Here is a 19196-nt window from a genome sequence, read left to right as displayed (position 1 = left end):
TCTATTGATCCGCGACCCGGCGTGCCACCATCTGTGAGCGGTGCCACACCCCGGCGCCGGAGGACGTCCCGAGTGGGCGGCCGGAGACCCCGGCGCGCCCCAGCGACGGCGAGGAGACCGACCATGACGGCGCTGCCGCCGACCACCGAGGTGGTCGACCCCGTACCCGGGGCCGGCGCCCCGCACCTGCCGGAGCAACCGGACCTGGTGCAGCTGCTCACGCCCGAGGGCGACCGGGTCGAGCACCCCGACTACCCCCTCGACGTCAGCGACGAGGAGCTGCGCGGTCTGTACCGCGACCTGGTCCTGGTCCGGCGCTGGGACGCCGAGGCGACCGCGCTGCAGCGGCAGGGCGAGCTGGGGCTGTGGGCCTCGCTGCTGGGCCAGGAGGCCGCGCAGGTCGGCGCCGGCCGGGCGATGGCCGCGGAGGACATGGCCTTCCCCACCTACCGCGAGCACGGCGTGGCCTGGACCCGCGGGGTCGACCCGCTGCACGTGATGGGCCTGTTCCGCGGCGTCGACAACGGCGGCTGGGACCCCGTGGCCCGGCGGTTCAACCTGTACACGATCGTCATCGGCGCGCAGACGCTGCACGCGACCGGGTACGCGATGGGCGTCCAGCGCGACGGCGCGGACGAGGCGGTGCTGGCCTTCCTCGGCGACGGCGCCACCAGCCAGGGCGAGGTCAACGAGGCGATGATCTGGGCCTCGACCTTCTCCGCCCCGGTCGTGTTCTTCTGCCAGAACAACCAGTACGCGATCAGCGTGCCGATCGAGCGGCAGTCGCGGGTGCCGCTGTTCCACCGCGCGGCCGGCTTCGGCTTCCCCGGCGTCCGCGTCGACGGCAACGACGTGCTCGCCGTCCTGGCCGTGACCCGGGCCGCGCTCACCGCCGCCCGCGAGGGCCAGGGCCCCACCTTCATCGAGGCGTTCACCTACCGGATGGGTGCGCACACCACCTCCGACGACCCCAGCCGCTACCGGCTGGCCAGCGAGCTGGAGGAGTGGAAGCTGCGCGACCCGATCGCCCGGCTCAAGGCGCACCTGTCGCGCAGCGGCGCCGCCGACGCCGACTTCTTCGCCTCGGTCGAGGCCGACGGTGACGAGCTCGCCGCCCGCATCCGCCGCGGCACGCTCGAGCTGGCCGAGCCCGCCGGGCCGTCGATGTTCGACCACGTCTACGCCGACCCGCCGGCCGAGCTGCTCCGCCAGCGCGACGAGTTCCTGGCGTACCACGCGTCCTTCGAGGGGGAGGGCTCCTGATGGCCCAGACGCTCACCATCGGCAAGGCGCTCAACCTCGGCCTGCGCAAGGCGCTGGAGGACGACGCCAAGGTCGTGCTCATGGGCGAGGACATCGGCAAGCTCGGCGGTGTCTTCCGGATCACCGACGGCCTGCAGAAGGACTTCGGCGACGACCGGGTCGTCGACACCCCGCTGGCCGAGGCCGGCATCCTGGGCACCGCCGTGGGCCTGGCGATGCGCGGCTACCGGCCGGTCTGCGAGATCCAGTTCGACGGGTTCGTCTACCCCGCCTACAACCAGATCGTCACCCAGGTGGCCAAGCTGCACGCCCGCTCGCGCGGCCGGTTCCCGATGCCGATCGTCATCCGCATCCCGTTCGGCGGCGGCATCGGCGCGGTCGAGCACCACAGCGAGAGCCCCGAGGCCTACTTCGCGCACACCGCCGGGCTGAAGGTCGTCGCGGTGAGCAACCCGGCCGACGCGTACTGGGGCATCCAGCAGGCGATCGCCCACCCCGACCCGATCGTGTTCCTCGAGCCCAAGCGCCGGTACTGGGACAAGGGCGAGGTCGACGTCGACGCGACGCCGGACCCGCTGTTCAGCAGCCGGGTGGTCCGCGGCGGCGACGACGTCACCGTGCTGGCCTACGGCCCGATGGTGAAGACGGCGCTGCAGGCCGCGGCCGCCGCTGCCGAGGAGGGCCGCTCGCTGGAGGTCGTCGACCTGCGCACCGTCTCCCCGCTGGACCTCGACCCGGTGTACGCCTCGGTGCGCCGCACCGGCCGCTGCGTGGTCGTGCACGAGGCGCCGACCAACCTGGGGCTGGGGGCCGAGGTCGCCGCCCGGGTCACCGAGGAGTGCTTCCACTCCCTGGAGGCCCCGGTGCTGCGGGTCGGCGGGTACGACACCCCGTACCCGCCGGCGAAGATCGAGGAGGAGTACCTCCCCGACCTGGACCGGGTGCTCGACGCCGTCGACCGCGCGATGGGGTTCTGATGGCCGACCTGCGCCAGTTCAAGCTGCCCGACGTCGGCGAGGGGCTCACCGAGGGCGAGATCCTGTCCTGGCTGGTCGCCGTCGGCGACACGGTCACGGTGAACCAGCCGCTGTGCGAGGTCGAGACGGCGAAGGCCGCCGTCGAGCTGCCCAGCCCGTTCGCCGGCACGGTCGTGGAGCTGCTGCACGAGGCCGGGACGACGGTCGACGTGGGCTCCCCGATCATCACCATCGACCTCGGTGGGGAGGGGAGCAGCCCGGCGCCCGCCCCGGCGGGCGAGCGGACGGCGGTGCTGGTGGGCTACGGCCCGCGCAGCGGGGACAGCCGCCGGCGGCCGCGCCGCGCCGCGCCGGTGCCCGTCGAGGCCGACTACGGCTCCGGCTCCGACCACCCGCCGCTGCTGGCCACCGCCCCCGACGCCACGGTGAAGCCGGTCCGCCACGGCGGCCTGGAGACCGGCCGCGCCGCGGAGGCGCACGCCGTCCCCGCGACGGCCGCGCCGGCGACCCCCGCGGCGCCCGGGCACGGGCAGCTGCGGCCGCTGGCCAAGCCGCCGGTGCGCAAGTACGCCAAGGACCTCGGCATCGACCTGGCCACGGTCACCGGCACCGGCACCGGCGGGGTGATCACCCGTGCGGACGTCGACGCGGTGCGGATCGCCGCCGAGACCCCGGCCGGCAGCGCCCGGGTGCGCACCGAGTCGGTGCTCGCCGAGACCCGGATCCCGATCAAGGGCGTGCGCAAGCACACCGCCGCGGCCATGGTGGCCAGCGCGTTCACCGCGCCGCACGTCACCGAGTTCCTCACCGTCGACGTGACCCGGATGATGAAGCTCCGGCAGCGGCTGGCGGCGCGTCCGGAGCTCGCCGGGGTGAAGGTCAGCCCGCTGCTGTTCGTGGCCAAGGCGCTGCTGCTCGCGGCGAAGCGGCACCCGATGGTCAACAGCTCCTGGGACGAGGCGGCGCAGGAGATCGTCGTCCACGGCCAGGTGAACCTGGGCATCGCCGCCGCGACGCCCCGCGGCCTCGTCGTCCCCAACGTCAAGGACGCCGGGAGCCTGTCGCTGGCCGAGCTGGCGCAGGCGCTGGGCGACCTGACTGCCACCGCGCGCGCCGGGCGCACCTCGCCGGCGGACATGGCCGGCGGCACGATCACGATCACCAACGTGGGCGTGTTCGGCGTCGACACCGGCACCCCGATCCTCAACCCGGGGGAGTCGGCGATCCTGGCGTTCGGGGCGATCCGCGAGATGCCCTGGGTCGTCGAGGGCGGGAAGGGCGGGAAGAAGAGCGTCAAGGTCCGGCAGGTGACGCAGCTGGCGCTGTCGTTCGACCACCGGATCGTCGACGGCGAGCTGGGCAGCCGGTTCCTCGCCGACGTCGGCGCCCTGCTCGAGGACCCCGCGACCGCGCTGCTGTTCTGAGCCGGCTCGGCGCTCCTCGGGGTCGGCGCCACGGGCGGCGCGGCCGCCGTCCACCGGGAGGACGGCGCCGCTGATCCAGGCGGCGTCGTCCGACAGCAGGAAGCGCACGGCCCCGGCCACGTCCGCCGGGCGGCCGATCCGGCCGAGCGGGTGCAGCGCGGCCAGCTGGTCCTCGACGGCGGTGCGTCGCGCCGGCGGGAGGCCGGCGGGGAACGCCGTGTGCCGCTCGGTCCCCACCGAGCCGAGCGCCACGGTGTTCACCCGGACGCCGGCCGGTCCGTGGTCGACGGCGGCGGCCCGGGTGAGCCCCTCGACGGCGGCCTTGGCCGTCGCGTAGGGCAGCGCGCCGCGGACCGCGCGCTGTGCCTGGTGGCTCGAGACGTTGACGATGCTGCCCCCGCCGTGGCCGGTCATCCGGCGGACGGCGGTGGCGCAGCCGACCACCGCCGGCGCCAGGTTGGCGGTGATCAGCTCGACCGCCTCGGCCGGCGGGGCGCTGTCGAGGGCGGCGTCCCGCAAAGGGCTGCGTTGTCCACCCAGCCGCGCAGCGGGCCCAGCGACTCCCCGGCGTCCGCGGCGCGCTCCGCCGCCGCCGGGTCGGCGGCGTCCCCGGTGACCGCGATCGACCGCTCGCTGCGCATGGTCCCCATCGTCGGGCGGGGAGGGTGCGCGGCGGGCCGTGCCCGGCGGCGTCCACCCCGGGACGGGCCGTTCCGTCACCTGGGGTGTTCGAGCGTGCGCGACCGGGTAGGCCACTGCCCGAACGCGACACCACCGAGCACAGGAGGACGAGTTCTCAATGGCCACCGTGGAGAAGTCCATCGACGTCGACGCCCCGATCCGCCAGGTCTACGACCAGTGGACGCAGTTCGAGTCGTTCCCGGAGTTCATGGGCGGGGTGGAGCGCATCACCCAGACCGACGACCGGCACACCCACTGGGTCACGAACGTCGACGGCGTCAAGCGCGAGTTCGACGCGGAGATCACCGAGCAGCACCCCGAGGAGCGGGTGGCCTGGAAGAGCACCGACGGCAAGTCGCACGCCGGCGTCGTGACCTTCCACAAGCTCGACGACACGACCACCCGGGTCATGGTCCAGATCGACTGGGCGCCCGAGGGGATCGTCGAGAAGGTCGGCGCGGCCACCGGCTTCGACGACCGGCAGGTCAAGGGCGACCTCGACCGCTTCAAGACCTTCATCGAGAGCCGCGGGTCGGCCACCGGCTCGTGGCGCGGTGAGGTCCCGCGCGAGGGCTGAGCCCAGCAGACGACGACGGCGCCCGTCTCCCCGGAGGGAGGCGGGCGCCGTCGCGCGTGCGGGTTGCTCGGCGGCTGGTTACTCGGCGTCGAGGTCGGTGGCCACCATGCCGGCTATCCGGTCCAGCACCGCCTCGTCGTCGCTGCTGACGACGACGTCCGTGCCGTGCTTGGCGCCGAGCGTCATGATCATCAGCGGCGAGCCGGCGTCGACCGGGTTGCCGCCGGGCGTGGCCAGCGTGACCGGCACCCCGGACTTGGTGACGGCCTCGGCGATGAGGGCCGCCGGGCGGGCGTGCAGACCGACGGCGGACCCGACGGTGACGGTCTTGGTGGGCATCTGTCCCTGCTTCCTGGGGTCGAACTGTCTGGTGTCAGCTTGCCTGGTCAGACGGCGGCAGAACGAATCGGCGTCGCCCCGGCCGCGGCCGGCACGTGCGCCAGGTCGGTGGCGTCGGCCGGGACGGCGTCCGCCTTCGGCCGGCCGATGCTCTTGGCGATCGTGACGGCGGCCGCGCCGACCACCGTGCCCGCGAGCAGCCCGACCAGCCACATGAGCAGACCGCTGATGGCGAAGAAGACGAAGACGCCGCCGTGGGGGGCGCGCAGCTCCACGCCGCTGGTGGCGACGATCGCGCCGGTGGTCGCCCCGCCCAGCATCATCGACGGGATCACGCGCAGCGGGTCAGCCGCCGCGAACGGGATGGCGCCCTCGGAGATGAACGAGGCCCCCAGCAGCCAGGCCGCCTTGCCGTTGTCCCGCTCGGCCGCCGTGTAGAGCCGCGGGCGGACCGCCGTGCTCAGCGCCATCGCCAGCGGCGGGACCATGCCGGCGGTCATCACCGTCGCCATGATCACCAGCGAGCCGCGGCTGGCGTCCGCGGTGAGGCCGGTGGTCGCGAAGACGTAGGCGGCCTTGTTGACCGGGCCACCCAGGTCGAAGCACATCATCAGGCCCAGGACGATGCCCAGCACGATCGCCGAGCTGCCGGTCAGCCCGTTGAGCCAGTCGGTCAGGCCGGACAGCGCCTTGGCCAGCGGCCGCCCGAGCAGCACGAGCATGATCCCGCTGGAGATGAACGTGGCCAGCAGCGGGATGATCACCACCGGCTGGAGGCCGCGTGCGAAGGCCGGCAGCTTCCAGCGGCTGATCCACAGGGCCGCGAACCCGGCGATGATGCCGCCGACCAGGCCGCCGAGGAAGCCGGCGCCCACGGTCAGCGAGACCGCGCCGACGACGAAGCCCGGCACGATGCCCGGCCGGTCCGCGATCGCGTAGGCGATGTACCCGGCCAGCGCGGGCACCAGGAAGCCGAACGCCGCCTGCCCCAGCACGGTGCACACGGCGCCGAGGTAGCCCCAGAAGCCGTCGTTGAGGTGGTCGACCCCCGCGGCGCTGGGCAGGTTGAACAGGGTGTTGTTCAGCGCCCAGTTGGTCGCGTAGCTGAGGCCGTCCGCCGACGGGTCGGCGTTGACGATCTTGTAACCGCCGAAGAGGAAGCCGAGCGCGATCAGCAGGCCGCCCGCGGCGACGAACGGGATCATGTAGCTGACGCCGGTGAGCAGCCAGCGGCGGACCTCGGCCGCCGGGTGGGGCCGGTCACCGGCCGCCGTCCCGGGGGTGGCCGCCGCGGCGCCGTCGCCGGGCACCCGGCGGGCGTTCGGGTCGTCCGCGGCGGCCAGCGCCTCCCGGATCATCACCTGCGGCTCGTTCATCGCCCGCTTGGTGCCCGACTGGACGACGGGCTTGCCGGCGAACCGCTCGCGGTCCTTGACGCCGACGTCGACGGCGAAGATGACCGCCTCCGCCTTGCTGATCACCGCCGGGTCGAGCGGGGTGGAGCCGGACGAGCCCTGGGTCTCCACGTGCAGATCGACGCCCATCTCGCGGGCGGCGGCGGCGAGCTTGTCGGCGGCCATGTAGGTGTGCGCGATGCCGGTCGGGCAGGCGCTCACCGCCACCAGCGTCCGGGTCGCGGGGGTCGGCGCCGGCGCGGCCGGGGGAGCGGCGGCCGGCGTCTCGGCGGGGGAGACGACCTCCTGCACGAGGTCGACCACCTCGGCCGGCGTGCGGGCGGCGCGGAGGGCGGCCACGAACTCCGGCCGCACCAGTGCCCGGGCGAGCGCCGTCAGCAGCGTCAGGTGGTCGGCGTCGCCGTGCTCCGGCGCGGCGATGAGGAAGGCGAGGTCGGCCGGGCCGTCGGGCGCGCCGAAGTCGACGCCGGGGCTGAGCCGGGCGAACGCCAGCGACGCCTGGGTGACGGCGGCCGACCGGCAGTGCGGGATGGCGATCCCGCCGGGCAGCCCGGTCGCGGCCTTCGCCTCGCGGGCCAGCGCGTCGGCGGCCAGCGCCTCCGCGCCGGTGGCCCGGCCGGCCGCGGCGACCAGCCCGGCGAGCCGGTGCACGACCGTGGCCTTGTCGGCGCCGAGGTCGGCGTCGAGCGCCACCAGCTCGGGCGTGATGAGGATGGACATGGGGATCTCCAGGAGAGCTCGGCGGTGCCGGGATCGGGGGTGCGGTGCGAGTGGGTCAGCGGTCGCCCGCGGCGACGGTGGCGCCGGGGCGGTCGGGGTCGACGTGGACCCCGGCCAGGTCGACCTGCCCGGGGTCCGGGACGGCCGAGCCGGGCAGGGCGGCGCTCGCGGCGCCGTAGGCCACCGCCGTGCGCAGGCGGTGCGCCGGGTCGGCGCCGGCCAGGTCGGCCAGCACGTACCCGGCGAGGCTGGAGTCGCCGGCGCCCACGGTGCTGCGCACGGTGACCCGCGGCGGGCGGGCCCGCCACCGGCCGGTGGGCGTCGACAGCAGCGCGCCGTCCGCCCCCAGCGTCAGGAGCACCTCGCCGACACCGCGCTGGTGCAGGCCGGCGACGGCGTTCCCGACCGCCTCCGGGTCGGCGAGCAGCTCCTCCTCCGGGACGCCGGCCAGCTGGGCCAGCTCCTCGGTGTTGGGCTTGAGCAGGTCGGGCGCGGCCTCCGGGCCGGCCGCCAGCAGCGCCAGCAGCGGCGCCTCCGACGTGTCGACGGCGATGCGCGCGCCGGTGCCGCGCAGCTCCCGCACCAGCGTGGCGTACCAGCCGGCCGGGGTGCCCGGGGGCAGCGAGCCGGACAGCACGACCCAGCGGGCGCCGGTCGCGTGCTGCTGGAGCGCGGCGCCGAGCTCGGCGCGGACGCCGGCGTCCAGCGGGGCGCCGGGCTCGTTGAGCTTCGTCGTCGTCCCGTCGGGCTCGGTGAGCGTGTAGTTGGTGCGCACGGGCGCGGTCACCGGGACGGCGGCCAGCCGCAGCCCCAGCGCGGTCAGCGCCCGGACCAGCGGGTCCAGCGGTCCGGCGGGCAGCACCGGGACGACGTCCACACCGGCTGCGGCCACCGCGCGGGCCACGTTGACGCCCTTGCCGCCGGGCTCGGTGGCGCTGGCGCCCAGCCGGGCCACGGTGCCGCGCTCCAGCGGGCCGGGCAGCGCGAGGGTGCGGTCGAGGCTCGGGTTGGCGGTCAGCGTGACCACCGCCGGCCGGCTGGTGACGGTCATGCCGTGAGCACCTCGATCCCCTGGGACTCCAGGTCGGCGACGACGTCGGGGTCGGCCTCGTCGTCGGTGACCAGGACGTCGACGTCCTCGACGGCCGCGAAGCGGACCAGGTGCTCGCGGCCGAGCTTGCTGCTGTCGGCGAGGACGACCACCCGCTGACCGGCGCGGGCCATCGCCCGCTTGACCGCGGCCTCCGCCTCGTCGGGGGTGGAGAAGCCGTGCCCGGCGCTGATCCCGTTGGTGCCGAGGAAGACGACGTCGGCGCGCAGGTCGCGCAGCGCCTGCACGGTGGTCTCCCCGACGGCGGACTGGGTCACGCCGCGCACCCGGCCGCCGAGCAGGTGCAGCGAGATGCCCGCGACGCCGGCCAGCCGGGCGGCGATCGGCACCGAGTTGGTGGCCGCCAGCAGCGCCCGGTCGCCGGGCAGCAGCTCGGCCAGCGCGGCGGTGGTGCTGCCGCCGTCGAGGATCAGGCTGCCGTCGGTACCGGGCACCAGGTCCAGCGCGCAGGCGGCGATCCGCCGCTTTGCGTCGGTCCGCGTACCGCGCCGCTCGCCGAGCCCGGGCTCGACGACCGTGAGCGCCCCCACCGGGACGGCGCCACCGTGGACGCGGCGTAGCATCCCCGCACGCTCGAGGACGGCGAGGTCCCGGCGCACCGTCTCCGTGGTCACACCGAAGTGCTCGGCGACGGCGGTCACGGCCACCCGGCCGCGCTGGGTCACCAGCCCGGCGATGGCCTGCTGGCGCTCTTCTGCGTACACCTGCACCTCCTCGGGCGGCATTGCTCGGGCGGACAGCCGGAGCGGCTGCGGAGCCATGCCCGTTTGTGTGGGATTCGAGCTTGGCTTGTGTTGTTTTATCTGTGTCTGGTTGACAAGTCAAGGCCTGTCCGTGACTCTGATCACCAGCACCGACCCGGGCGCACCGATCCGGGTGCCCCGATCCGAGCGGAACGCGAGGTCCCCGCCATGCCGTCCACCCCCACCGGCGCCGTCGATGCCGCGGCCGCCCTCGGCGGCACCACCGTCCTGGCCGGCACCCCCGTGGTGCCCGGCTGCGCGTTCGGCCCCGTGGTGCGACCGGTCGGCCGGGTGGAGCTGCCGGAGGGCCCGGGCACCCCCGTCCCCGAGGCGGAGCGCACCGCGGAGAAGGAGCGGTTCACCGCCGCCGCCGAGGCCGTCGCCGAGCGGCTCGCCGGCCGGGCCGGCGCCGCGACCGGGGTGAGCGCCGAGGTGCTCAACACGACCGCCCAGCTCGCCCGCGACCGCGGCCTGCTCTCGGCCGTCGAGCAGCGGATCGGGGACGGCGCGAGCGCCGCCGTGGCCACGGTCGCCGCCGCCGAGCAGTTCGTGGAGCTGTTCAGCAGCCTCGGTGGCGTGATGGCCGAGCGGGTCACCGACATCCGCGACATCCGCGACCGCATCGTCGCCGAGCTGACCGGCCAGGGCGAGCCGGGCGTGCCGGCGCCGGACACCCCGTCGGTGCTGCTCGCCGACGACCTGGCGCCCGCCGACACCGCCGGCCTCGACACCGCGCGCATCGTCGCGCTGGCCACCCGGCTGGGCGGGGCCACCAGCCACACCGCGATCATCGCCCGCCAGCTCGGCCTGCCCTGCGTCGTCGCGGTGGGCGGGCTGGACGACGTCCCGACCGGCGCCCTGGTGCTCATCGACGGTGAGCACGGCACGGTGACCGTCGATCCCGACCCGGCCGAGGCCGAGCGCCAGGTGGCCGAGGCGAAGGCGAGCGCCGCTGCGCTGGCCGGCTACCAGGGGCCCGGTGCCACCCGCGACGGCCACCCGGTGCAGGTGCTCGCCAACGTGCAGGACGGGCCCGGCGCCCGGGCGGCCGCCGCCGCGCACGCCGAGGGCGTCGGGCTGCTGCGCACCGAGCTCGCCTTCTTCGGCCGCACCGAGGAGCCCTCGATCGAGGAGCAGGCCGGCATCTACGCCGGCGTGCTCGAGGCCTTCCCCGGCGGCAAGGTCGTGATCCGCACCCTGGACGCCGGCTCGGACAAGCCGCTGCCCTTCGCCACCCCGCCGAACGAGGCCAACCCGGCGCTGGGCGTGCGCGGCGTCCGCACCGCCCGCCGCGATCCCGGCCTGCTCACCCGCCAGCTCGACGCGATCTCGCTGGCCGCCGAGCGGACCGGCACCAGCCCCTGGGTGATGGCCCCGATGGTCGCCACCGTGCAGGAGGCCGCCGAGTTCGCCGCGCTCGTCCGCGAGCGCGGCCTGGTGCCCGGCGTGATGGTGGAGGTCCCGTCGGTGGCGGTGCTGGCCGACCGGTTCCTCGAGCACCTGGACTTCCTGTCGCTGGGCACCAACGACCTGTCGCAGTACACGCTGGCCGCCGACCGGCTCTCCGCCGACCTGGCCGACCTCACCGACCCGTGGCAGCCGGCCCTGCTCGCCCTGGTGCAGGCCACCGCGGCCGCCGGTCAGCGGGCGGGCAAGCGGGTGGGCGTGTGCGGCGAGGCGGCGGCCGACCCGCTGCTGGCCTGCGTGCTGGTCGGCATGGGCATCTCCTCGCTGTCCTGCGCGGCCTCGTCGGTCGCCGGCGTGGGCGCCCGGCTGGCCACCGTCGACCTCGACACCTGCCGGCGCGCGGCCGAGGCCGCCCTCGCCGCGGCCGACCCGCACGCGGCGCGCGCCGCCGCGCGGGCGGTGGTCAGCGGCGCCTGAGCCGCCCGCCCGGCCGCTGCGGCCGGGCCCTCGAGCAGGTCGCCGGGACAGCGTGGTCCCGTCGGCCGCGGGACAGCGTCGTCTCGTGCGGAGCCCCGCCGGTCACCGACCGGCGGGGCTCCGTCGCGTTCCGGGGGGCGGCAGGAGGTGTGGCCTGGGCGACACATCGTCGGCAGCTATCCCCATCGGGTGATACATCCGTCGGCAACTTCAGCGACACACCCTATGAACCGATGGAAGAAATTGGCGCCCGCCTGGTTTACTACGGGTACACCACCACATCGGAACTCCGGAAGAAGGCAACACCATGAGCAGCGTGACCTCCAGCTGGCGACGGCGTCGGCAGGCGGCGCGTAACCGTCGGGCCCTCATCTCCGCGATCGACGGCGCCAACACGCCGGCGATGCGCCACGAGCTGATGGGGCTCTCCGGCAGCAGCAGCCAGTTCCTCAACGCCCTCCGCTGAGGGAGGACCCCCTCGCCCCCCACCGCTCGCGAGCTCGCGGCGGGCCCCTGCGAGGGGGCCGAGCAGCACCACGACCCCGGTCCTCGAACGTCGAGGCCGGGGTCGAACGCTGTCCGGGCCGCTACCCGCGCAGGCGGGCGCGCAGTGCGGCCTGCTCGTCGGCGTCGAAGCCGTGCGCGTCCAGCCAGCCCAGCGGCCCGCCCGCCCGCTCGTCGAGCAGGTCCAGCACCCGCCGCATCGTGGCCGCCCGCGGCGTATGGTCGGCGATGTCCCGGGCCACCGCGTCCTCGGCGTAGGTCGGGCTGGCGGCGAGCTTGGCCATCAGCGACTCGATGACCTCGGCGGTCTGCGCGTAGTCGGCGATCACCGCCTCGCGCTCCACCCCGGCCACCGCCAGCGCCAGCGCGCTGACCACGCCGGTGCGGTCCTTGCCCGCCGCGCAGTGCACGACCACCGCGCCCTCGGCGGCGGTCACGGCGCGCAGCGCGGCGAGCACGTTGTCCCGCCCGTCGGTCAGGTAGCCCAGGTAGGAGCGGACGGCGGCCGTCTCGCCGTCGTCCGCCCCGGCCTGGCGGGGCAGCACCGACTCCACCCAGTCCGCCGGCAGCTGCGCCCGCACCGCGTCCTCGTCGACCTCGGCGGCGAAGACGTCGGTGCGCAGGCCGCGCTCGGGCAGCAGGGTGAAGTGCCGGTGGGTGACCGTGCCGACGTCGCGCAGCGGCCCGCGGCCCTCCATCAGGATCTCCGCCGTCGTGCGCAGGTCGACCACGTCGGTCAGCCCGAGCTCGTCGACCAGCCGGGCGACGTCGGCCGCGCTGAGCGTCTGCAGGTTGTCGCTGCGCAGCACCCGCCCGCGCACCGTCTCGCCGCCGTCGGTGGTCGGCAGCCCGCCGAGGTCGCGGGTGTTGGTGGTCCCGTCGAGGTGCAGCCAGCGGTCGGTGCGGGTCGAGGTCACCCGCCGACCGTACGACGTCCCGCAGCGGCGAGCAGGCCGTCGCAGACGTCGAGCAGGCGCTGCCGCAGCGGCGCGGCCCGCTGGGCGAAGCCACGCTGGGCGGCGACGTACTCGGCCTTGCCCTCGGGCGTCTCGATGCGCACCGGGGGCCGGCCCAGCGTGCTCAGGTCGTAGGGCGAGGCGCGCATGTCCAGCTCGCGGACGTCGGCGGCCAGCGCGAAGCAGTCGGCCACCAGCTCACCGGGCACCGCCGGCGCGAGCTTGTACGCCCACTTGTAGAGGTCCATGTTCGCGTGGAGGCAGCCGGGCTGGTCCATCTCCCGCTGGGTCTCCCGGGTGGGCCGCAGCGTGTTGCGCGGCTCGCCGGCCCGGGTGAAGAAGCGGTGCGCGTCGATGTGGCTGCACTGCACCCGGTGCCCCTCGACCACCGCGTCGGTGCCCGCGGCGCCCAGCCGCAGCGGCAGCGGGTGCCGCACCTCGCCGTCGTCGGGCCGGTAGACCATCGCCCACTCGTGCAGCCCGAAGCAGCCGAACTGCCCCGGCCGGCCCGCGGTCGCCCGCAGCAGGGCGGCCGTCCACTCCACGGTCTGCAGCCGGCGGTCCAGGAACGCCCGGACGTCGAGACCCACGCCCCGGCCCGCCCGGCCGTCGGCGTCCACGGCGTCGACCTCGGCGGTGAACGGCCAGTCCAGCCGCTCGCGCGCGGTCTCGCCGGCCAGCGCCACGCCGACGCCCGGGTGCCAGCGGCGCAGCCGGCCCGGGGGCTGGGAGTAGTAGGTGAACAGGAAGTCCAGCACCGGGTGCACCTCGCCGCGCCGGCGCCGCTCCTGGTGCGGGCCGACCCACCGGTCGACGTCCGCGCGGTGGGCCGCGGCGCGCGCCTGCCACTCGTCCTCCGCCAGCAGCAGCGGGACGTCGGTCAGCACGGACGGCACCCCGCCAGGCTACGAGTGGACGTCCCCGGCGCGGGCCGCCGGCCTCGGTACCCTCGCTGGGGTGAGCGGAGGGCAGGCAGGGCGGCCGGTCCGGAGGCGGCTGGTCAACCAGGGGCTGACCGGGCTGCTGACGCTGCTGCTCGGGCTCGGGGCCACCGTGCAGATCCGGGAGAGCCGGGAGCCCGAGGCGCTGCCCGGGGCCAACCAGGAGGACCTGCTCCAGATCTTCGACACCCAGAAGGCGGAGGCCGACCGGCTCGCCCAGCAGGTCAGCGACGCACGGCAGCAGGTCGAGGCGCTCAGCGCGGCCTCCGGCGACTCCGACCAGGCGCTGGTCAACGCCACCCAGCGGGCGCAGGCCATCGCGATGCTCACCGGGTCGGTGCCGGCCAGCGGCCCGGGCGTGCGGGTGACGATCACCGACCCCGACGGCGACGTGGGGTCGGAGCTGCTGCTGGACGCCGTCCAGGAGCTGCGCGGCGCGGGGGCGGAGGCGATCCAGCTCAACGGTCTGCGGGTGATCGCCTCCACGGCCTTCACCGGCGGCGACCAGGTGGTCGTCGACGACGTCCCGCTGTCCTCGCCCTACCGGCTGCTGGCCATCGGCCCGGCCGATGACCTGCGCGCCGCGCTGACCGGCCCGGGCCTGCCGGCCAGCGACGTCGTCCGGGTCGGCGGGACGGCGGACGTCGCCGTCGAGGACCGCGTCGAGGTCACCGCCGTCACCAACCGCTAGCCCACCGCCGGCCGACCGCTAGTCGGCCTCGTTGCCCGGGCGGACGACGCCGTCGTCCCGCTGCGCCTCGTCGTCGGTGAGCAGGACGGTGTCCTTCTCGCCGCCGTCGCCCCGGTCGTGGCCGGGGGTGCCGTCGACCAGGTCGCCGTCCGGGTCGGACGTGGCCGGTGAGTCGTGGTAGCCGCTGCTGGCGGGCTCGGTCATCGGATCTCCTCTGCTCGGGCGGACGGGTGCCCTGACCCGTGCCCAGGGGGCGACGGCGGAAACGGGGAGCTCAGTCGTCGAGCGCGGGGCCGGCCTCGTGGGCGGGGTGCCCGTGGGTGCGCTCGCGCTGCTTCATCCGGGCCTCGTAGACGTGCCGGTCGCCGTCCGCGTACCGGTCGCGCGCCTGGGCGTCGAGCGCCCGGAAGGTGCCCCAGTAGTTCTCGTCGAAGTCCTCGACGATCTGGAAGGTCCACCGGTCGGCGATGACGTTGCGGCCGACGAGGTCGCGGTCGAGCAGGTCGGCGAAGTCGTCGTGGCCCGCGGCGCGGAACTTCTCCACGGCGTCCTGCAGCAGCAGGTCGGCGCGGCCGGTGAGCTGGTGCAGGCCGTAGAGGTGCCCGCGGGCTTGGTCGACGGTCTCCAGCGCCTCGGACAGCTTGCCGAGGGCCTCCACCGTCGCGTCGTCGAGGTCGGGGCGGGTGCGGTCGGTCACGAAGCCCATCTTGGGGCGGGGCGCGGCGCCCCGCCGTCCGAGCGGGAGGTCAGCGGCCGGCGACGGCCGCGTCGATGAGCTTCTCGGCGAGCGCGCGACCGTGCGAGGCCGGGCCGTCCGGGCCGAGGAGACCGCCGGAGAGGTACATGCCGTCGATGATCAGGTGCACCTGGGCGGCCAGGTCGTCGCCGGCGCCGGGCAGCAGCTCGCCGGCCAGCCGCTCGAGCCGGGCGTGCAGCTCGAACTTGTAGTCGGCCGCGGCGACCCGGGCGGGGTGCTGCGGGTCGTCGTACTCGCTGCTGACGTTGGTGAACGGGCAGCCCCGGAAGCCGGGCCGGGTGACCTCGTGCTCCACGTGGTCCACGACCGACAGCAGCGCCGCCCGCGGGTCGCCCTCCAGCCGGATGAGGTCGGCGTCGACGTAGGAGAGCACCGAGGCGGCCTTGCGGGCCAGGTAGGCGCCGACCAGCTCGTCCTTGCTCTTGAAGAGCCGGTACACCGTCATCTTGCCCAGGCCGGTCTCGCGGACCAGCTCGTCCATCCCGACGCTGCGCGAGCTGCGCTGCGAGAACAACCGCTCCGCGGTGTCCAGGACGATCTCCTGCCGCTCCGCGCGGGAGCGGCGGGCCGGTGCCGGCCCGTCGTCGGGCGTGTGCAGGGGGATGGCGGCGGCAGTCACGTCAGCGATGGTGCAGCAGATCGTGACGGAGCGGTTCGCGGCACGCCGACCTCCCGAGGCGCCCCCGTGGCGCCTGGTCAACCCCGGGGCGACGGGGGTCCGTGGTGCGGATGTGACGCTGTCCGGACCCCCTCGCGCAGGCCCGCCAGGGGGTCAGGCGCGGCGGATCCGCCGGGGGTTCGCGAGCATCCGGCGGACGGTCTGCTGGGCGGCGGTCTCCTCGGTCTGGGAGGCCTGGGCGCGGTCGTCCACCTGCTCGGTGCGGTCGTTGTCTGCCATGTCAGCCAGCATCCCCTTCGTCACGCTCCGGAAACCGATGTCGCCGAGGATGCACCTTTCCGGGTGGGTGAGACCTGCGCCACCGCGGCGTCGCGCACCCCACCTCGAGGGGGCAGCGCGCGGGGGCCGTCTCGTGCGAAACTGGGAACGATGACCAGTCCCTCTTCGCCGCCCGGTGCACCGGTCCTCAGACTCCAGGACGCCGGCATGTCGTTCGGTGCGCGGACGCTGTGGTCGGGGCTGGACCTGGACGTCCGTCCCGGTGAGTTCCTCGCCGTCCTGGGGCCCAACGGCGCCGGCAAGTCCACGCTGCTCAAGGCCGTGCTCGGGCAGCAGCCCCTGACGGCCGGCCGGCTGCTCGTCGGCGGCCGGCCACCGGGCCGCGGCGTGCGCGGGGTCGGTTACGTGCCGCAGCAGAAGTCCCTGGACGCCGCCACCCCGCTGCGCGCCCGCGACCTCGTCGGCCTCGGCATCGACGGGCACCGCTGGGGCATCGGCCGGCGCAGCGCCGCCGACCGGCGCCGGGTCGACGAGGCGCTGGCCGCGGTCGGCGCCACCGGCTACGCCGACGCCCCGATCGGGCTGCTGTCCGGCGGTGAGCAGCAGCGGGTGCGCATCGCCCAGGCGCTGGCCACCGACCCGCAGCTGCTGCTGTGCGACGAGCCGCTGCTCTCCCTGGACCTCCGCCACCAGCGGGCGGTCGCCCAGATGATCGACCGCCGCCGGCGCGAGCACGGCACCGCGGTCGTCTTCGTCACCCACGAGATCAACCCGGTGCTGGACCTGGTCGACCGGGTCCTCTACGTCGCCGGCGGCTCCTACCGGGTGGGCCCGCCGTCCGAGGTGCTCACCTCGGCCACGCTCAGCGAGCTGTACCGCACCCCGGTCGACGTGCTGCAGGTGCGCGGCCGGATCGTCGTGGTCGGGACGCCGGACGAGCCGGCCGGCTGCGACCACCACGACGCGGTGTCCGGGCTCGCCCCCGTGCCGCTGGAGGGCAGCCGCTGATGGACCGGCTGTTCGACTTCTCCGACTACGGCGCCCTGCTCGGCCTGGTCACCAACTCGCTCATCGCCGCCGCCCTGCTCGGCGTCGTCGGCGGGCTGGTCGGGGTGTTCGTGCAGATGCGCGACATGCAGTTCGCCGTGCACGGCATCAGCGAGCTCTCGTTCGCCGGCGCGGCCGGGGCCCTGCTGCTGGGCGGCAGCGTCGCCGTCGGGTCGGTGGTCGGCTCGGTGCTCGCCGCGGGGCTGATCGGCGCCCTCGGCGTCCGGGCCCGCGACCGCAACTCGGTGATCGGCGTCCTGATGCCGTTCGGGCTGGGTCTCGGCGTGCTGTTCCTCGCCCTCTACGAGGGCCGCGCGGCGAACAAGTTCGGCCTGCTCACCGGCCAGATCGTGGCCGTCGACACCGTCCGGCTGGGCTGGCTGACCGGCGTCTCGGTGGTCGTGCTGCTGGGCCTGGCGCTGATCTGGCGGCCGCTGCTGTTCGCCAGCGCCGACCCGGAGGTCGCCGTCGCCCGCGGCGTGCCGGTCGGGCTGGTATCGGTGGCGTTCACCCTGCTGCTGGGCCTGGCGGTCTCGCTGGCGGTGCAGGTGGTGGGCGCGCTGCTGGTGCTCTCGCTGCTGGTCACCCCCGCCGCGGCGGCCTTCCGGGTGACCGCCTCGCCGCTGCGGGCCACGCTGCTCAGCGTCGTGTTCGCGGTCGTCTCCGCCGTCGGCGGCATCCTGCTCGCGCTGGGCGGCACGGTGCCGATCAGCCCGTTCGTCACCACGATCAGCTTCCTGGTCTACCTGGTCTGCCGGGTGGTCTCCGCCCGCCGGGTGCGGTCGGGCTGGGGTGCCCGGGTCCCGGCCGCCGCGAGCCCGGAGCCCGTCGCCATCCCCTGAGGGCTCAGCGGAACGCCGCGGCCAGCGGGTCCCACAGCTCCAGCGGCGCGGGGTGGCTCGCGTACACGCTGAACCGGTCGACCAGGCCGCCGAACCGGGCGCGCACCGCCGCGGCGACGTCGTCCGGGTCCGCGACGACGGCGAACGTGTGCAGCACCTCGTCGTCGACCAGCGCGGCCATCGCCGTCCAGCGCTGCTCGTCGCGGCCCACCGACAGCCGGTGCAGCTCGGCGGCCAGGTCGCCCCAGCCGTGCAGGTCGAGCACCGGCCGGTAGGCGGGGGTGCTGCCGTAGAAGGCGATGGTCCGGCGGGCGGCGTCCGCCGCGCGGTCGGTCTCCTCGGCGGTGCGCCCGCTGACCACGAGACCGGGCAGGCTCACCGTCACCGCGGACCGGTCCCGGCCGGCCAGCGCCAGGCCCTCGCCCAGCGTCGGGAGGGTGTGCTCGCGCAGGTACCGCTCGGTGGTGAAGGCGTGCACCAGCAGCCCGTCGGCGACCTCCCCGGCAAGCCGGGTCATCAGCGGGCCGACCGCGGCCAGGTGCACCGGGGGCGCGCCCCACTCGTGCGGCTGCGGGGAGAACATCGGCGTCATCAGGGTGTGCGAGTAGAAGTCGCCGCGGAACCGCAGCGGGGTGCCGTCCTGCCAGGCCGACCAGATCGCCCGCAGCGCGGCCACGTACTCGCGCATCCGCGCGGCCGGCGCCGACCAGGGCATGGAGAACCGGCGCTCGACGTGCGCCTTCACCTGCGTGCCCAGGCCCAGCTGGAACCGGCCGCGGGTGTAGCGCTGCAGGTCGTGCGCGGTCATGGCCAGGGTCATGGGCGAACGGGCGAACGCGACGGCGATCGCCGTCCCGACCTGCAGCCGCTCGGTGGCCATCGCGGCGGCCAGCAGCGGGAGGAAGGGGTCGTGGTCGGCCTCGGCGGACCACACACCGGCGTAGCCGCGGGCTTCCAGGGCGCGGGCGGTCGCCGGCACGTCGTCGATGCCGGTGGTCAGGAGCGCAGCGTCGAGCAGCACGCCCCCGATGCTGCCGTACGGTCGGAAGCGGTCGTGCCCCGCGTCGCGAGGAGGAGCCGTGCCGGTCCAGCCCGGGCGGACGTCGGTCCGCCCGCCCACCGCCCCGCCGCGGCGTCCGCTGCCGTCGGACTCCCGGCCCGCCGACCCGCAGACCACCGACCCGCAGTGCGGGGAGGACCCGCCCGGTCAGCAGCCGTCGGACGACGACGCGCGGACCGGGCGGTGACGCTCAGGCGCCGCTGATGCGGTTGTCCGGGTCGACGCCCTCCGCGGCCGCCTCCTCCTTGCCCTCAGCGGGCTCGGTGGGGTGCGGCGTGCGGCCGCTCTCGTCCTGGCCGGGTTCGACAGCGCCCTCGGCGGGCTCGGTGGGGTGCGGGGTGCTCTCGGTCATGGGAGGGCACTGCC

At 75.4% G+C, this 19196-nt stretch carries 23 protein-coding genes and 1 pseudogene; 10 read left to right on the top strand and 14 right to left on the bottom strand.

Annotated features, from left to right (window positions below):
- The first annotated feature begins 123 nt into the window (after positions 1–123).
- The 3 genes from pdhA to AB0J00_RS01545 are packed head-to-tail and all read left to right on the top strand — an operon-like array spanning position 124 to position 3664.
- Positions 124–1263 carry a pyruvate dehydrogenase (acetyl-transferring) E1 component subunit alpha gene (gene pdhA / locus AB0J00_RS01555; RefSeq protein WP_357739129.1) on the top strand — a complete coding sequence of 380 codons (1140 nt, stop codon included), beginning with the start codon at positions 124–126 and terminating at the stop codon, positions 1261–1263.
- On the top strand, positions 1263–2240 hold the full coding sequence (locus AB0J00_RS01550) for an alpha-ketoacid dehydrogenase subunit beta (protein ID WP_357739127.1): 978 nt from the start codon (positions 1263–1265) through the stop codon (positions 2238–2240). Before pdhA ends, AB0J00_RS01550 begins: the two co-directional genes overlap by 1 nt.
- Entirely contained in the window at positions 2240–3664 is a 1425-nt protein-coding gene (locus AB0J00_RS01545; protein WP_357739124.1) for a dihydrolipoamide acetyltransferase family protein, read from the top strand. Before AB0J00_RS01550 ends, AB0J00_RS01545 begins: the two co-directional genes overlap by 1 nt.
- Before the next feature lie 102 nt (positions 3665–3766).
- Here AB0J00_RS01545 and AB0J00_RS01540 read toward each other — a convergent pair.
- A pseudogene (locus tag AB0J00_RS01540) lies at positions 3767–4108 on the bottom strand (SDR family oxidoreductase); the annotation flags it as partial.
- Positions 4109–4131: 23 nt separating this feature from the next.
- The gene (locus AB0J00_RS01535; RefSeq protein WP_357739121.1) at positions 4132–4305 is read right to left on the bottom strand and encodes a hypothetical protein; all 174 of its coding nucleotides are present in this window, start codon (positions 4303–4305) and stop codon (positions 4132–4134) included.
- A 158-nt stretch (positions 4306–4463) separates the two neighbouring features.
- Between AB0J00_RS01535 and AB0J00_RS01530 the strand changes: the two genes are divergently transcribed.
- Positions 4464–4922 carry an SRPBCC family protein gene (locus AB0J00_RS01530; RefSeq protein WP_357739117.1) on the top strand — a complete coding sequence of 153 codons (459 nt, stop codon included), beginning with the start codon at positions 4464–4466 and terminating at the stop codon, positions 4920–4922.
- 78 nt (positions 4923–5000) lie between these two features.
- Here AB0J00_RS01530 and AB0J00_RS01525 read toward each other — a convergent pair whose 3' ends face one another.
- The 4 genes from AB0J00_RS01525 to AB0J00_RS01510 are packed head-to-tail and all read right to left on the bottom strand — an operon-like array spanning position 5001 to position 9211.
- Positions 5001–5261 (bottom strand): HPr family phosphocarrier protein, encoded by a 261-nt coding sequence (locus AB0J00_RS01525; protein ID WP_357739114.1) that lies wholly within the window; start codon positions 5259–5261, stop codon positions 5001–5003.
- A gap of 47 nt (positions 5262–5308) precedes the next feature.
- A complete protein-coding gene (locus tag AB0J00_RS01520) occupies positions 5309–7396 on the bottom strand; it encodes a fructose-specific PTS transporter subunit EIIC (protein ID WP_357739111.1) in 2088 nt (695 codons plus the stop codon).
- 55 nt (positions 7397–7451) lie between these two features.
- Positions 7452–8447, bottom strand: coding sequence for a 1-phosphofructokinase family hexose kinase (locus AB0J00_RS01515; protein ID WP_357739108.1), 996 nt, complete (start codon positions 8445–8447; stop codon positions 7452–7454).
- Positions 8444–9211 (bottom strand): DeoR/GlpR family DNA-binding transcription regulator, encoded by a 768-nt coding sequence (locus AB0J00_RS01510; protein ID WP_357739105.1) that lies wholly within the window; start codon positions 9209–9211, stop codon positions 8444–8446. Before AB0J00_RS01510 ends, AB0J00_RS01515 begins: the two co-directional genes overlap by 4 nt.
- A 207-nt stretch (positions 9212–9418) precedes the next feature.
- Between AB0J00_RS01510 and AB0J00_RS01505 the strand changes: the two genes are divergently transcribed.
- Both AB0J00_RS01505 and AB0J00_RS01500 read left to right on the top strand, forming a co-directional pair.
- Positions 9419–11134: a putative PEP-binding protein gene (locus AB0J00_RS01505; RefSeq protein ID WP_357739103.1), complete on the top strand. Its 1716-nt coding sequence runs from the start codon at positions 9419–9421 to the stop codon at positions 11132–11134.
- Between the two features lie 316 nt (positions 11135–11450).
- Positions 11451–11600 carry a hypothetical protein gene (locus AB0J00_RS01500; RefSeq protein ID WP_357739100.1) on the top strand — a complete coding sequence of 50 codons (150 nt, stop codon included), beginning with the start codon at positions 11451–11453 and terminating at the stop codon, positions 11598–11600.
- Between the two features lie 121 nt (positions 11601–11721).
- Here the strand turns inward: AB0J00_RS01500 and AB0J00_RS01495 are convergent, their stop codons facing one another.
- Together AB0J00_RS01495 and AB0J00_RS01490 are read right to left on the bottom strand one after the other, a co-directional pair.
- The gene (locus AB0J00_RS01495) at positions 11722–12555 is read right to left on the bottom strand and encodes a tyrosine-protein phosphatase (RefSeq protein ID WP_357739096.1); all 834 of its coding nucleotides are present in this window, start codon (positions 12553–12555) and stop codon (positions 11722–11724) included.
- Positions 12552–13490 (bottom strand): 3-methyladenine DNA glycosylase, encoded by a 939-nt coding sequence (locus tag AB0J00_RS01490; RefSeq protein ID WP_357739093.1) that lies wholly within the window; start codon positions 13488–13490, stop codon positions 12552–12554. Before AB0J00_RS01490 ends, AB0J00_RS01495 begins: the two co-directional genes overlap by 4 nt.
- A 61-nt stretch (positions 13491–13551) precedes the next feature.
- On the opposite strand from AB0J00_RS01490, the gene AB0J00_RS01485 reads away from it, so the two are divergent.
- Positions 13552–14226: a DUF881 domain-containing protein gene (locus tag AB0J00_RS01485; protein ID WP_357739090.1), complete on the top strand. Its 675-nt coding sequence runs from the start codon at positions 13552–13554 to the stop codon at positions 14224–14226.
- 18 nt (positions 14227–14244) lie between these two features.
- Here AB0J00_RS01485 and AB0J00_RS01480 read toward each other — a convergent pair whose 3' ends face one another.
- The 4 genes from AB0J00_RS01480 to AB0J00_RS01465 form a co-directional block, all read right to left on the bottom strand.
- Positions 14245–14430 (bottom strand): hypothetical protein, encoded by a 186-nt coding sequence (locus AB0J00_RS01480; RefSeq protein ID WP_357739087.1) that lies wholly within the window; start codon positions 14428–14430, stop codon positions 14245–14247.
- Positions 14431–14500: 70 nt separating this feature from the next.
- The gene (locus tag AB0J00_RS01475) at positions 14501–14932 is read right to left on the bottom strand and encodes a hypothetical protein (protein WP_357739084.1); all 432 of its coding nucleotides are present in this window, start codon (positions 14930–14932) and stop codon (positions 14501–14503) included.
- 40 nt (positions 14933–14972) lie between these two features.
- Positions 14973–15602 carry a TetR/AcrR family transcriptional regulator gene (locus tag AB0J00_RS01470; protein ID WP_357739081.1) on the bottom strand — a complete coding sequence of 210 codons (630 nt, stop codon included), beginning with the start codon at positions 15600–15602 and terminating at the stop codon, positions 14973–14975.
- Between the two features lie 153 nt (positions 15603–15755).
- The gene (locus AB0J00_RS01465; protein ID WP_357739079.1) at positions 15756–15881 is read right to left on the bottom strand and encodes a hypothetical protein; all 126 of its coding nucleotides are present in this window, start codon (positions 15879–15881) and stop codon (positions 15756–15758) included.
- A 207-nt stretch (positions 15882–16088) separates the two neighbouring features.
- Between AB0J00_RS01465 and AB0J00_RS01460 the strand changes: the two genes are divergently transcribed.
- A complete protein-coding gene (locus tag AB0J00_RS01460) occupies positions 16089–16889 on the top strand; it encodes an ABC transporter ATP-binding protein (protein ID WP_357739076.1) in 801 nt (266 codons plus the stop codon).
- A complete protein-coding gene (locus AB0J00_RS01455; protein ID WP_357739073.1) occupies positions 16889–17770 on the top strand; it encodes a metal ABC transporter permease in 882 nt (293 codons plus the stop codon). Before AB0J00_RS01460 ends, AB0J00_RS01455 begins: the two co-directional genes overlap by 1 nt.
- 4 nt (positions 17771–17774) lie before the next feature.
- On the opposite strand, the gene AB0J00_RS01450 is transcribed toward AB0J00_RS01455, so the two are convergent.
- Positions 17775–18791, bottom strand: a complete 1017-nt coding sequence (locus AB0J00_RS01450) for a TIGR03617 family F420-dependent LLM class oxidoreductase (RefSeq protein ID WP_357739070.1) — start codon at positions 18789–18791, stop codon at positions 17775–17777.
- A gap of 58 nt (positions 18792–18849) precedes the next feature.
- On the opposite strand from AB0J00_RS01450, the gene AB0J00_RS01445 reads away from it, so the two are divergent.
- Positions 18850–19017 (top strand): hypothetical protein, encoded by a 168-nt coding sequence (locus tag AB0J00_RS01445; RefSeq protein ID WP_357739067.1) that lies wholly within the window; start codon positions 18850–18852, stop codon positions 19015–19017.
- A 3-nt stretch (positions 19018–19020) separates the two neighbouring features.
- Here the strand turns inward: AB0J00_RS01445 and AB0J00_RS01440 are convergent, their stop codons facing one another.
- Positions 19021–19182: a hypothetical protein gene (locus AB0J00_RS01440; RefSeq protein ID WP_357739064.1), complete on the bottom strand. Its 162-nt coding sequence runs from the start codon at positions 19180–19182 to the stop codon at positions 19021–19023.
- Positions 19183–19196: the final 14 nt, after the last annotated feature.

It is taken from the genome of Modestobacter sp. NPDC049651 (genome assembly GCF_040659695.1).
Lineage (GTDB): Bacteria > Actinomycetota > Actinomycetes > Mycobacteriales > Geodermatophilaceae > Modestobacter.
The sequence above is the reverse complement of the archived record's forward strand: the minus strand, read 5'-3'. Positions and strand labels throughout refer to the sequence as shown.

Bases quoted from the DNA above. Each gene is read 5' to 3' on its own strand.
- pdhA (WP_357739129.1), top strand. From the start codon at position 124: ATGACGGCGCTGCCGCCGACCACCGAGGTGGTCGACCCCGTACCCGGG.
- AB0J00_RS01550 (WP_357739127.1), top strand. From the start codon at position 1,263: ATGGCCCAGACGCTCACCATCGGCAAGGCGCTCAACCTCGGCCTGCGC.
- AB0J00_RS01545 (WP_357739124.1), top strand. From the start codon at position 2,240: ATGGCCGACCTGCGCCAGTTCAAGCTGCCCGACGTCGGCGAGGGGCTC.
- AB0J00_RS01535 (WP_357739121.1), bottom strand. From the start codon at position 4,305: ATGCGCAGCGAGCGGTCGATCGCGGTCACCGGGGACGCCGCCGACCCG.
- AB0J00_RS01530 (WP_357739117.1), top strand. From the start codon at position 4,464: ATGGCCACCGTGGAGAAGTCCATCGACGTCGACGCCCCGATCCGCCAG.
- AB0J00_RS01525 (WP_357739114.1), bottom strand. From the start codon at position 5,261: ATGCCCACCAAGACCGTCACCGTCGGGTCCGCCGTCGGTCTGCACGCC.
- AB0J00_RS01520 (WP_357739111.1), bottom strand. From the start codon at position 7,396: ATGTCCATCCTCATCACGCCCGAGCTGGTGGCGCTCGACGCCGACCTC.
- AB0J00_RS01515 (WP_357739108.1), bottom strand. From the start codon at position 8,447: ATGACCGTCACCAGCCGGCCGGCGGTGGTCACGCTGACCGCCAACCCG.
- AB0J00_RS01505 (WP_357739103.1), top strand. From the start codon at position 9,419: ATGCCGTCCACCCCCACCGGCGCCGTCGATGCCGCGGCCGCCCTCGGC.
- AB0J00_RS01480 (WP_357739087.1), bottom strand. From the start codon at position 14,430: ATGACCGAGCCCGCCAGCAGCGGCTACCACGACTCACCGGCCACGTCC.
- AB0J00_RS01475 (WP_357739084.1), bottom strand. From the start codon at position 14,932: ATGGGCTTCGTGACCGACCGCACCCGCCCCGACCTCGACGACGCGACG.
- AB0J00_RS01465 (WP_357739079.1), bottom strand. From the start codon at position 15,881: ATGGCAGACAACGACCGCACCGAGCAGGTGGACGACCGCGCCCAGGCC.
- AB0J00_RS01460 (WP_357739076.1), top strand. From the start codon at position 16,089: ATGTCGTTCGGTGCGCGGACGCTGTGGTCGGGGCTGGACCTGGACGTC.
- AB0J00_RS01455 (WP_357739073.1), top strand. From the start codon at position 16,889: ATGGACCGGCTGTTCGACTTCTCCGACTACGGCGCCCTGCTCGGCCTG.
- AB0J00_RS01440 (WP_357739064.1), bottom strand. From the start codon at position 19,182: ATGACCGAGAGCACCCCGCACCCCACCGAGCCCGCCGAGGGCGCTGTC.